Origin of the sequence: Alcaligenes sp. (assembly GCF_050255915.1) — a bacterium.
GTDB lineage: Bacteria > Pseudomonadota > Gammaproteobacteria > Burkholderiales > Burkholderiaceae_B > Alcaligenes > Alcaligenes aquatilis.
The window spans coordinates 37,451-49,447 of record NZ_JBFWIQ010000019.1; the positions used below are offsets into that span (position 1 = coordinate 37,451).

The 11,997-nt window shown below is 56.5% G+C and carries 10 protein-coding genes; 6 read left to right on the forward strand and 4 right to left on the reverse strand.

The genetic code is table 11. The features are described 5' to 3' along the window. The first annotated feature begins 8 nt into the window (after positions 1–8). Both amaB and AB7E06_RS18240 read left to right on the forward strand, forming a co-directional pair. On the forward strand, positions 9–1,538 hold the full coding sequence (gene amaB / locus AB7E06_RS18235) for an L-piperidine-6-carboxylate dehydrogenase (protein WP_427957969.1): 1,530 nt from the start codon (positions 9–11) through the stop codon (positions 1,536–1,538). 154 nt (positions 1,539–1,692) lie between these two features. After that, complete coding sequence (locus AB7E06_RS18240) at positions 1,693–3,096, forward strand: amino acid permease (protein WP_321277925.1); 1,404 nt, start codon at positions 1,693–1,695, stop codon at positions 3,094–3,096. A gap of 48 nt (positions 3,097–3,144) precedes the next feature. On the opposite strand, the gene AB7E06_RS18245 is transcribed toward AB7E06_RS18240, so the two are convergent. From AB7E06_RS18245 to AB7E06_RS18260, 4 genes are all read right to left on the reverse strand, one after another. Beyond that, entirely contained in the window at positions 3,145–4,446 is a 1,302-nt protein-coding gene (locus tag AB7E06_RS18245; protein WP_427957971.1) for a sulfate adenylyltransferase subunit 1, read from the reverse strand. Then, on the reverse strand, positions 4,446–5,357 hold the full coding sequence (cysD, locus tag AB7E06_RS18250; RefSeq protein WP_094197571.1) for a sulfate adenylyltransferase subunit CysD: 912 nt from the start codon (positions 5,355–5,357) through the stop codon (positions 4,446–4,448). The genes AB7E06_RS18245 and cysD overlap by 1 nt, the downstream gene beginning before the upstream one ends. A 9-nt stretch (positions 5,358–5,366) precedes the next feature. Continuing rightward, positions 5,367–6,104: a phosphoadenylyl-sulfate reductase gene (locus AB7E06_RS18255; RefSeq protein ID WP_238988621.1), complete on the reverse strand. Its 738-nt coding sequence runs from the start codon at positions 6,102–6,104 to the stop codon at positions 5,367–5,369. A gap of 187 nt (positions 6,105–6,291) precedes the next feature. Continuing rightward, positions 6,292–7,182 carry a DMT family transporter gene (locus AB7E06_RS18260; protein WP_264671996.1) on the reverse strand — a complete coding sequence of 297 codons (891 nt, stop codon included), beginning with the start codon at positions 7,180–7,182 and terminating at the stop codon, positions 6,292–6,294. Positions 7,183–7,334: 152 nt separating this feature from the next. On the opposite strand from AB7E06_RS18260, the gene AB7E06_RS18265 reads away from it, so the two are divergent. The 4 genes from AB7E06_RS18265 to AB7E06_RS18280 all read left to right on the forward strand — a co-directional run bounded on the left by AB7E06_RS18265 (position 7,335) and on the right by AB7E06_RS18280 (position 11,921). Continuing rightward, positions 7,335–8,771 (forward strand): PLP-dependent aminotransferase family protein, encoded by a 1,437-nt coding sequence (locus AB7E06_RS18265; protein WP_427957974.1) that lies wholly within the window; start codon positions 7,335–7,337, stop codon positions 8,769–8,771. A 191-nt stretch (positions 8,772–8,962) separates the two neighbouring features. Further along, on the forward strand, positions 8,963–9,526 hold the full coding sequence (gene ahpC, locus AB7E06_RS18270; RefSeq protein WP_042488726.1) for an alkyl hydroperoxide reductase subunit C: 564 nt from the start codon (positions 8,963–8,965) through the stop codon (positions 9,524–9,526). Positions 9,527–9,642: 116 nt separating this feature from the next. After that, complete coding sequence (gene ahpF, locus AB7E06_RS18275; RefSeq protein ID WP_376914132.1) at positions 9,643–11,235, forward strand: alkyl hydroperoxide reductase subunit F; 1,593 nt, start codon at positions 9,643–9,645, stop codon at positions 11,233–11,235. A 479-nt stretch (positions 11,236–11,714) separates the two neighbouring features. After that, a complete protein-coding gene (locus AB7E06_RS18280; RefSeq protein ID WP_427957976.1) occupies positions 11,715–11,921 on the forward strand; it encodes a hypothetical protein in 207 nt (68 codons plus the stop codon). Positions 11,922–11,997 lie beyond the last annotated feature (76 nt).

Sequence of the window (11,997 nt, forward strand, 5' to 3'; positions counted from 1 at the left end):
GTACAAGCATGACTCACATAGCCATAACTCACACAAGCGAACTGGCGCATTCCACCCTGGCCCAATTGGGTGTGACGGCTGCGCTCGATGTTCCAGGGGGAATGTCGGTGCGCTCGCCTATTGACGGGGACATTCTGGCCCATCTGCGGCCTCACAGCAGCCAGGAGCTTAGCAAGGCGATTGCCCGTGCCCATGATGCCTGGCAGGTGTGGCGTACCGTGCCTGCACCGGCACGAGGTGAGCTGGTTCGATTGCTGGGCCAGGAACTGCGGGCCGAGAAGCAGGCTTTGGGCCAGTTGATTTCCCTGGAAGCTGGAAAGATCACGAGTGAAGGCTTGGGCGAAGTCCAGGAAATGATTGATATCTGCGACTTTGCGGTGGGGCTGTCCCGACAGCTCTATGGTTTGACCATTGCTTCTGAACGGCCCGGCCATCGCATGCTGGAAACCTGGCATCCCTTGGGAGTGGTTGGGGTGATCACCGCCTTCAATTTTCCCATGGCGGTGTGGGCCTGGAATACCGCCCTGGCCTTGGTGTGTGGTGATGCCGTGATTTGGAAGCCCTCCGAAAAAACACCCTTGTCCGCCTTGGCGTGCCAGGCGGTCTTTGAGCGGGCAATGGCGCGTTATGAGGCCGGGCCGGCGCACCTGAGCCAGGTGCTGATTGGCGGGCACGAAGCCGGAGAGATACTGGTCGATGACCCCAGGGTTGCGCTGGTGTCGGCCACCGGCAGCACGCGGATGGGCCGGGAAGTGGGGCCTCGTGTGGCGCGTCGTTTCGGGCGTGTTTTGCTGGAGCTGGGAGGCAATAACGCCGTTATTGTCACGCCTAATGCGGATCTGGATCTGGCGGTCCGGGGGATTGTCTTTGCGGCAGTCGGGACGGCGGGGCAGCGTTGTACCAGCACGCGACGCTTGATTGTGCATCGCAGTATCAGTGAACAACTGGTGGAGCGGCTCAAGCAGGTGTATGGCAAGCTCAGGATTGGTAATCCTTTGCAGGAAGGAACGTTGCTGGGGCCTTTAGTTGATCAGGCCGCCTTTGACGCGATGCAAACTGCACTGGATGCGGCGCGTGCTCAAGGGGGGCGGGTGACCGGTGGAGAGCGGGTACTGGAGGATGAGTTTGCATCGGCTTATTACGTCAGGCCAGCCATCGTGGAAATGGACAGGCAAACCGATACGGTACGGCAGGAAACCTTTACGCCTATTTTGTATGTGCTGCGCTACGAGGAACTGTCCGAGGCGCTGGCGTTGCAAAACGATGTTCCACAAGGCTTGTCGTCCGCCATTTTCAGTAATGACTTGCGTGAAACCGAGGCGTTTTTGTCGGCCAGTGGTTCCGATTGCGGTATTGCCAACGTCAATATTGGCACGTCCGGGGCGGAGATCGGCGGTGCCTTTGGTGGGGACAAGGAAACCGGCGGGGGCCGCGAGTCCGGTTCCGATGCCTGGCGTGCCTATATGCGCCGGGCGACCAACACCATCAACTACTCCCGGGAGTTGCCTTTGGCGCAGGGGGTGAAGTTCGATCTCTGACGCTGCTTGAGTGTTCAGACGGAGGGCCCGAGCCACTATTGGGCAGGGCCTGGCTGTTGGGTGACGGGCGCCTATAGCAAGCGAAGCATATCGTCGGGGCGCCTCGGGTGGGTCAGAACTGACCCGCCAGTGAATAAAAAGCGAGGAGACAATAATGACCATGCCTGAACAGGCAGGCCAGGGTGCGCTCGCGCCCGGCCTGAACTCAAGACAGATGTCCATGATTTCTATCGCGGGGATCATCGGTGCCGGACTGTTCATTGGATCGGCCAATGCCATCGCGAAGACCGGGCCGGCAGCGGTACTGTCCTATATCTTGACGGGAGCATTGGTGCTGCTGGTCATGCGTATGTTGGGCGAGATGGCTGTCGCCAATCCGGATAGCGGTTCATTTTCCACCTATGCCGCGCGGGCGATCGGGCCCTGGGCGGGTTTTTCCATTGGCTGGCTGTATTGGTGGTTCTGGGGTTTGATCATTCCCGTCGAAGCCATTGCTGGGGCCTATATCCTGCATCAATGGATGCCGGATATCCCTTCGTGGCTGTTTTCCATTGTCATCATGGTCGCCTTGTCGGTGACCAATCTGTTTAGCGTCAAGAATTTTGGCGAGTTTGAGTTCTGGTTTGCCTTGATCAAGGTGCTGGCCATCATTGTGTTTATTGTGGCTTGTCTGTGCGCCCTGACTGGTTTCTGGCCCTGGGTTGAGGGGGGCAAGGTGCCGATGATTCCCGTGTTCAGCAATTTCGCGCCTCAGGGCATGGGGGCCGTGCTGGCGGGCATTCTGATTACGATGTTTTCATTTTTTGGGGCGGAGATCGTGACGATTGCCGCCGCCGAAACCGATAAGCCCCAGGAAAAGATACGTAAGGCGACCAATCTGGTGGTCTACCGTATTTCCCTGTTTTATGTGTTGTCGATTTCCTTGATTGTGCTGATCGTCGGTTACGACGATCCCAGGCTGATGCAGGTGGGGTCATTTCAGCGCACGCTGGAAGTTCTTCGCTTGCCCGAGGCCAAGCTGGTAGTGGATGTGGTGGTGCTGATCGCGGTGACTTCCTGCATGAACTCCGGCTTGTACACGGCCTCTCGGATGATTTATTCCCTGTCCGTCCGTGGTGATGCCCCTGCTTGTATTGCCAGGGTATCGTCCAAAGGTGTGCCTTATAACGCCGTGCTTGTATCGACCTTGGCCGGTTTTGCAGGATGTCTGGTCAATTATCTCTTGCCCGGACAGGTGTTTTCGTTCTTGCTGTCCACAACGGGGGCGATTGCCCTGATCGTTTATCTGGTCATTGCCGTGTCCCAACTACTGTCGCGTCGCCAGGCGGAAAACGCAGGCATAGATTTGCCATTCAAGATGTGGCTTTTCCCCTGGCTGACCTATTTGTCCATCACGCTGATTCTGGCAGTGCTGGTGTATATGGCGATGGTGGAGGCGTACCGGTATCAGTTAGCCATGACGTTGGGCGTGAGTGCGTGTATTGTGCTGGCGGCCTTTATAAGGCTCAGGCGCGGTTCGGGACAGCTCCAGCCAGTCAGACAGCAAGGGGCGTTGTGATCCTATGCGGTGCCTGCGGCAAGGCTTGGGTCTGCCGCAGGCTGGTCTTTATACGTGCTTTTGGACCAGGCCAGCCGCCACGGTCTGGTTTGTGCTGGGGTCGATCAAGATGAAAGAGCCGGTACTGGAATGATCCTGATAATCGTCCAGCACCAGCAGGTCGCGGCTGACCAGGCTGACACGGCCAATATCATTCAGGGACAAGGTGCCGGTGGCTTGCTGCTCTTGCAAACTATGTACATCGCGCAAGGCATGAACGGCTTGCACCTTGGCTTGCGTCAGACGAGTGCCTTGCTTTAACCAGTAAGAGCGGGTGGTATTTAAGGCTTGCTCGTCCAGCCAACATAGCTGCGCATCAAAGTGTTTGCTGGTGTTGACGCCCTCATGGGCCAGTGTCAGCAAATCGCCCCGTGAAATATCCAACTCACGATCCAATACCACGGTCACCGCGTCCCCGTCGCTGACGGAGCCTTGTTCCGTGCCAGCGCGAAATAACTGCGTGATGACGGCGGTTTTCCCGCTAGGCCATACTTGAACGCTATCGCCCACATGCAGGCGGCCACCATTGAGCTGACCGGCATAGCCCCGAAAGCCGTCAGTGCGGCTGCCACCATGACGCGCTACCCATTGCACAAACAATCGGGCAGGGCGCTGAATGTTCTCGCGCAGATCCAGCGATTCGAGTAAAGGCAGCAGCGGCAAGCCTTGATACCAAGGTGTGTGCGGCGATGCCTGGGTGATGTTCTCACCCTTCAAGGCTGAAAGCGGAATGATGTGAAAGTGTTCAATCCCCAGCTGCGTAGCCAGTTGCCGATAGGCGGCATGAATGCGGTCGAACACGGCCTGATCCCAATTGACCAGGTCCATCTTGTTCACCGCTACGACGATATGATGCAGGCCCAGCAGTTTGGCAACGGTGCTGTGGCGCTTGGTCTGGGTCAGTAGCTCCCCGTCTTGGGCGCGATGTGCATCAATCAGAATGATGGCAGCCTGTGCGGTGGAGGCACCCGTAATCATGTTGCGGGTGTACTGCTCGTGGCCGGGGGTATCGGCCACGATGAACTTGCGTTTGGGAGTCGCGAAGTAGCGGTAGGCCACATCAATGGTGATGCCTTGTTCGCGCTCCGCTTCCAGGCCATCGGTTAGCAGGGCCAGATCGGGTTCGGCGTCCTCACCGCGCTTGTACTTGGAGCGTTGGATGGCCGCTATCTGGTCGGCAAACACGCCCTGGCTGTCCACCAGCAAACGGCCAATCAAGGTGGATTTTCCGTCGTCCACGGAGCCAGCAGTAATCAGACGCAGCACGCCTTGATCGGCAGCCTGCAGCCAGGCGTCATTGACGGTATTCATTAGAAATATCCTTGTTTCTTGCGGTGTTCCATGGAGGCCTCAGACGTCTGGTCATCCATACGGGTGGCACCGCGTTCGGTAATCGTGGCCAAGGCGGTTTCAGCAATAATGTCCTGCACGGATGCGGCGGTAGAGAGCACTGGGCAGGTGCAGGAAATATCGCCTACGGTGCGAAAACGCACATCGCGCCATTCGGGGGTTTCGCCATCGAGCAAGGGAGTCAGCGGGGTGATGGGAACGATCAGGCCCTGACGCTCCACCACTTCGCGCGAGTGGGTGTAGTAGATGGACGGCAGATCAATGGCTTCACGCTGGATGTATTGCCAGACGTCCAGTTCGGTCCAGTTGGAAATCGGGAAGACGCGCAGGTTCTCGCCCTTGTGAATACGGGTGTTGAACAAGTGCCACAGCTCGGGGCGTTGTGCTTTGGGGTCCCATTGGCCGAACTCGTCGCGAAAGGACACGATGCGCTCTTTGGCACGGGCTTTTTCTTCGTCGCGGCGGGCACCACCGAAACAGGCATCAAAGCCAAATTCGGCAATGGCTTCCAGCAAGGTGACCGCTTGGGCGCCGTTGCGGCTGGCTGTCTCGTGACGCAGCACCACGGTGCCGCGCGCAATGGAATCTTCCACGCTGCGCACTATCAGCTCGGCGTTCAGTTCAGCGGCGCGGCGGTCCCGAAATTCGATCACTTCCGGGTAATTGTGGCCGGTGTCCACATGCATCAAGGGAAACGGCAGCGGGCCAGGCGCAAAGGCTTTTTGGGCCAGTTGCAGCAGCACGGCGGAATCCTTGCCGCCGGAGAACAGCAGCACGGGTTTTTCAGCTTCGGCGGCGATTTCGCGCAGAATAAAAATGGCCTCGGCTTCCAGCCAGTCCAGATGAGTACGGGTAGAGAGTGGTTCGCCCATGGGGTTCCTTCAGGTGTTGACACGGCTATTCAGATTGCTGGCATGCAGGCCGCATTCCAGGCTGTCGCGCTGTTCCCACCACCAGCGCCCGGCGCGCACGTCTTCACCGGGGCGAATGGCACGCGTACAGGGCTCGCAGCCTATGGAGGGGTAGCCCTGGTCGTGCAGTGAGTTGTAGGGGATGCTCAAGCCACGGATCACGGCCCACACATCGTCCTGAGTCCATTCGATCAAGGGGTTGAATTTCTGCAGTCCAAAGACGCTGTCGTATTCCTTGCTGGACAGCTCGGTACGGCTGGCGGTTTGCTCGCGGCGCTGGCCGGTAATCCAGGCCGATCGGCCTTGCAAGGCACGGCGCAAGGGTTCCACTTTGCGGATCGCGCAGCATTCCTTGCGCAGCTCCACGCTTTCGTAGAAAGCATGCGTGCCATGGGTGCGGACGTGTTCTTGTACCCGCTCCGGATCAGGATGAAAAAACAGGATGGGGCGTTCATAGTGCTCCTGGATATGGCGGCCCAGTTGCAAGGTCTCTGCGTGAAGGCGGCCGGTATCCAGGGTGATCGTGTCCAGCTCGGGGGTGTAGATGGACATGGCATGAAACAGCACCATGTCTTCGGCGGCCAGGGAACTGGCCAGAACGGCATCCGTGTGTTCGCGTGCGATGATTTGCAGATCGTCGCGTAGCTGTTTCCACAGCATCAGTGGCCGGGCGCTCAGGGCAGTCGCGGCAGGGGCTTGGGCGGGCATGATCAGATGTCCTTGCGGCAATACCAGCACCGCCCCTGCTCAAAACGGAGTCACGTGGGCCGCGCTATTGCCTTGCATTGGTTCATGGGATGATGAGCCAGTGTGCTTGCGCGAGCCCACGCTGGGAACGAAGTATTAGTTAGGTGAATATGCTCTTGCTGTATTTAGCCGCCTTGTCATTGCGTTTTCAGGCGCGTCGGCTGGCCGCAATAATGGCAATGATGACGATGCAGGACAGCCAGGTCAGCAGGTCCACTTGCTCGCTTAACCATACGGCGGAGATCAGCACGGTCAGAAAAGGCTGGGCCAGTTGTACCTGCCCAATACGGGCCACCCCACCCATGGCCATCGCCTTGTACCAGGGGAAAAAACCCAGCAAGGACGAGAATAGGGCCAGGTAGAGCAGGGCCATGACAGACTGGGCGGCAGGCATTTCTGTCATGGAAAAAGCGAGCCCCAAGGTGGCAGGAATGGTCAGCGGCAAGCTGGCGGCCAGGCACCAGCAAATGGTGCGCCAGCCTCCCAGGGTGCGAGCCACACGGCCACCTTCGGCATAGCCTACGCCAGACATGAACACAGCCAGGGCCAACCAGATATCGCCGGTTTGCAGCGCGCCTTCACCAATATAGAAAGCGTAAAGCAGTACCAGTACGGCACCCAGCAGGCTCAACATCCAGAAGCGGCGACTTAAGGGCTCATTGCTACGGGCCGATGAAACAATCGCGGTCGCCAGAGGAATCAGCCCGCTTAACACGGCCCCGTGCGAGGACGGTACCGTCTGCATGGCAATTGAAGAGAACACCGGCCAGCCCACGATCACACCCGTACACGAAAGGGCAATACCACGCCATTCCGATGCCGTGGGGCGGCGGCTGCGGGTGGCCAGCAAGATGAGGGCTGCGCACACCCCGCCGATACTGGCTCGTGCCATCCCCACCAGCCAAGGGTCAAAGCTTTGCACCGCCAGCCGTGTCATGGGCAAGGTGAAGGCAAAGACGATAACCCCGATAAAAGCGTAGACATAGATCAGCAGTGCTGGGGTGGAACTGGGCATGGGAAGGCTGGTGCTGCGGCTCATGAAAATCACCACGGATAGGAAATAGGTTGATCACAGCTTTGAGCTTAAAATAAATAGGCGGTACAGTTACGATACAGTTAATCAGTCAGTCGATCAGACTGTATTGGTCGCATCACCGCTACAGTCGGTTTTCACGATTAAAGGTCAGCATCATGGAATGGTTGGATTGGCAGCCCGTGCGGGGTTCGGACGTGACACTAAGCGATCAGTTGGTTGCCTGGGTGCAGCAAGCCCTGCATTTGCGCTATCGGGGCGGCAGCCGGCTCCCTTCGGTGCGTCGATTGGCGCAGTCTGCTGGGGTCAGCCCCCATACCGTAGTGGCTGCGTACGACAAGTTGATGGCCTTGGGCCTGGTGGAGTCTCGACCCGGTTCAGGTTTCTTTGTGCGGGTGCGTAGCTCTGGGCGCCTGCGTTCCGAATCCTTGCACGTAGAAAAGAATGAGCCGCGCAAGATAGATGTGAACTGGATGCTGAACAGTTTTATGGGGCAGAGCGACAGCGCGGGCATTCCCCGCCAGTGGCTGGACAACGACATGATTCTGGCGGCCTTGCGGCAGGTCAGCCGTAGCGCGGGCTCCAACTTGCTGGGCTATGGGCATTCACATGGCTATCGTCCCTTGCGCCAGCATATTGCGGGGCAACTGGAAGACAGCGGCATACAGGCGGATCCCGATACCCAGCTTGTCTTGTGTAGTGGCGTGACCCAGGCGCTGGATTTGCTTTTGCGCCATTGGTTGCGTCCGGGTGATGCGGTTGTTGTGGAAGATCCAGCCTGGTATTTGCTGTTTGCTCGTTTGGCTGTGGTGGATGTGCGGGTGCTCAGTGTGCCACGCCGTGCAGATGGTCCGGATCTGGCTGTCTTGGAGCAACTGGCGCGTGAGCATCGTCCACGTCTGGTCATTCTGAATACCGTGGTGCATAACCCCACCGGCTTTAGTTTGAGCCCGGCGGCGGCACACAGCATTCTGACCTTGGCTCAGACCTGGGACTTTCACATTATTGAAGACGATACCTATAGCGAGCTGCATGCCAGTCCTGCCTGTCGTCTGGCTCAGTTGGACCAGTTGAACCGCGTCACCTTGGTAGGGGGCTATTCCAAGGTGATGGCTGCTGGTTTGCGGGTGGCTTACATGGCAGCGGCTCCCGAGCTTTTACAGGCTTTGGTGAATTTGAAAATGTTGGCGGGGCTGACCTCGCCGGAATTGGGTGAGCGGGTCATTCACCGAGTGCTGGTAGACGGTGCCTATCGCAAGCATCTGGATCGCTTGCGTCGTCATACTGATCGCGATAGGCACAGAACGTTGGAGCAACTGGCTCACTTGGGTTTGGCTCCGGACGCGCCGCCCCAGGCGGGCATGTTTGTTTGGGTGGATACGGGCGTGGATACGGAAAGTTTGGTGCGCGCTTTGGGACGTCCTGGCCATTTATTGGTGCCAGGGGCCTTGTTTTGTCCGCAACAGCAACTATCTACTTATATGCGCATTAATGTTTCTTTAGGCGATGATGCGCAGTTTTGGCAGGATTTTGCCCGTTGTTTAGTCAATGCCCAGCAATCCTCCAGTCCTGCGCTCAGCGAAGTAGCCTTATAGCTTGAACGCTGATAGTTGCACTGTCATCTCGCTCTGTTAGCATAAGTCTGTGCGACGCATAGAAAGAAGTTTTTATGCGACGTGCGATAGCTAATAGCAATGAGCGTTATTGCATTAATCAATTTTACTAATCGTCAGTGGCTTCCTATAATGGCTTTACTGTCAATGATTAATCACTCACCGGAGCAAATATGTCTTTGATCAACACCGTCATCAAACCTTTTAAAGCACAAGCTTTTCACAACGGCAAATTTATCGAAGTCAGCAACGAAACCGTTGCCGGTAAGTGGGCTGTTTTTGTTTTCTACCCAGCCGACTTTACGTTTGTTTGCCCAACCGAACTGGAAGACTTGGCCGACAACTACGCCGAGTTCCAAAAAATGGGCGTAGAGGTTTACTCCGTGTCCACCGACACTCACTTTGCTCACAAAGCATGGCACGACACCTCGGAAGCCATCAGCAAAGTGAACTACCCAATGATCGGTGACCCTACTCATCAGCTGTCGCGCAACTTTGACGTGCTGATCGAAGAAGAAGGTATCGCTTTGCGCGGTACGTTCGTAGTGAACCCAGAAGGCGAAATCAAGGTTCTGGAAATCCACGACAACGGTATCGGCCGTGTGGCTTCCGAGCTGCTGCGCAAAGTTAAGGCTGCTCAGTACATCGCCGCTCACCCCGGTGAAGTTTGCCCAGCCAAATGGGAAGAAGGCGCCAAGACGCTGACTCCTTCCCTGGATCTGGTTGGCAAGATCTAAGACCTTTTAAACACGGGTCTTAAGCGGTGGTTGGCGCGCTGCGCCGCCACCCCGGTGCCTGACCGGTTCAGGCACCTTAAGTTGTTTCGTTCAGTACAGGATAAAGGGCGTTTCACATGTTAGATGCAAACATCAAAACTCAATTGAAGGCATATCTCGAGAAGATCACGCAACCGATCGAGATCGTTGCGACGCTGGATACTGGCGCCAAGTCCGTCGAGCTGCGCGAACTGTTGCAAGAAATTGATGGTCTGTCCGACAAGACCAGCTATCGCGAAGATGCGGATGCGCAAGAGCGCAAGCCTTCCTTCCAAATTAACCGTCCCGGTACCGACATTAGCGTGAGCTTTGCGGGTATCCCGATGGGACACGAATTTACCTCTTTGATCCTGGCCCTGCTGCAAGTGGGTGGCCATGAGATCAAGCTGGATGCCGCTGTGATTGAGCAGATCCGTAATCTGCCCGGCGACTTTGTTTTTGAAACGTATTTCTCGCTGTCGTGCCAGAACTGTCCTGACGTGGTGCAGGCCTTGAACGCCATGTCTGTGATCAACCCACGTATCAAGCACGTGGCCATTGACGGTGCCCTGTTCCAGGACGAGGTTCAGCAGCGCAACATCATGTCGGTTCCGGCCGTGTTCTTGAATGGCGAAATGTTCCATCAAGGCCGTGCCAGTGCTGAAGAGTTGCTGGCCAAGCTGGATACGGGCGATAACTCGGCTCGTGCTGAAGCCCTGAATGCCAAGGACGAGTTTGATGTCCTGATCGTCGGCGGTGGTCCTGCTGGTGCAGCCGCGGCTGTGTACGCTGCTCGCAAGGGTATTCGCACGGGTGTATTGGCCGAGCGTTTCGGTGGTCAGGTTCTGGACACCATGTCTATCGAGAACTACATCTCGGTGGTCGAGACCAATGGTCCTGCCTTTGCCACCGCGCTGGAGCAGCACGTTAAAACGTACGATGTGGACATCATGAATCTGCATCGTGCCAAGGGTATTCGCCGCGAAGGCAAGAAAGTCATCGTAGATGTGGATGGCGGCGCTCAACTGAAAGCCAAGTCCGTGATTCTGGCTACCGGTGCCCGCTGGCGTGAATTGAATGTGCCTGGCGAACAGGATTACCGTAACCGTGGTGTGGCGTACTGCCCGCACTGTGATGGTCCGCTGTTCAAGGGCAAGGATGTAGCGGTGGTCGGTGGTGGTAACTCCGGTGTCGAGGCGGCGATTGACCTGGCTGGGTTGGTCAAGCACGTTACCTTGATTGAGTTTGGCGATGCCTTGCGCGCTGACCAGGTTTTGCAGAACAAGCTGCGCAGCATGCCTAATGTGACGATCATTACTCAGGCTCAGACGACGGAAGTTCTGGGTGACGGCGCCAAGGTTGTTGGTTTGAATTACCTGGATCGTCAGACTCAGGAAGCCAAGAGCATCAAGCTGGACGGTGTGTTTGTTCAGATTGGTCTGGTGCCCAACACGGAATGGCTCAAGGGCAGCGATGTGGCTTTGTCGCGTCATGGCGAGATCGAGGTTGATGTACGCGGCGCTACTTCGCTGACAGGTGTATTTGCTGCAGGCGACGTGACGACTGTGCCTTACAAGCAGATCGTGATTGCTGCCGGTGAGGGTGCCAAGGCTGCCTTGAGCGCGTTTGATTACCTGATCCGTAGTTCGGCTGAAGTTGAAGAACCGGCTGCGGAGCAAGTGACTGCTTAAGTCTTTCTGACTATTGGACCTTGCCGTTCAAGAAGGCCACCCTGTTTAGGGTGGCCTTTTTTTGTTTTTCACCGAATGTGATTAGAGGCTGCTGTTAGGCATTAGATGTGAAGAAGACGCGACCCGCATCGCTTGGAGATGCGCTTGAGTCAATAAGATATTCAGGGTGAACGTGAGAACGTGCCAAGACTGTAGCAAGTCGCTAGAGGAATGGATGCTGATGCTTGCAAAAGGATTTGGCGTTTAGGGTATGGTTTCGGGAAAATCAGGCCGTTTGTAGGGACGTTATTTGTTATTATTCCGGTATGTCACAGGACATAAATGAGTTCCATTTTGTCGCTACATGTCGCTATGAATCTAGCAAAGCCGCCTCAGCATTGATCAGGGTTATTGGGTGTTTTCTAACGGTTCAGCAGTGTGTGTAGGCCAAAGGACGTCATTTTCCTTGTATCTAGACTCTCATACATAGAGGACATTCAATGATCAACGTCACACTCTTTCATGACGGATGCAATATTTGCTTGGGTATTGACGAGCTGATGCGCGGCGTTTTCTCGACACCCGGGCATCACTACCAGGCATTCAATCTCTCGCAGCAGCAGGAAGGTGTTGCCGATGCGCTTGCCGCTGGAGTGACGCGGTGTTTGTCAACAATGATGTCCGTTTTCTTCATGCCGCGCGGCTGAGTTTGTGATCGTCGGCGGCACTTTCTTTCGGCGGGTTTAACCACACCTCGCCAATCGGGTTCCAGTCACGCGTGTG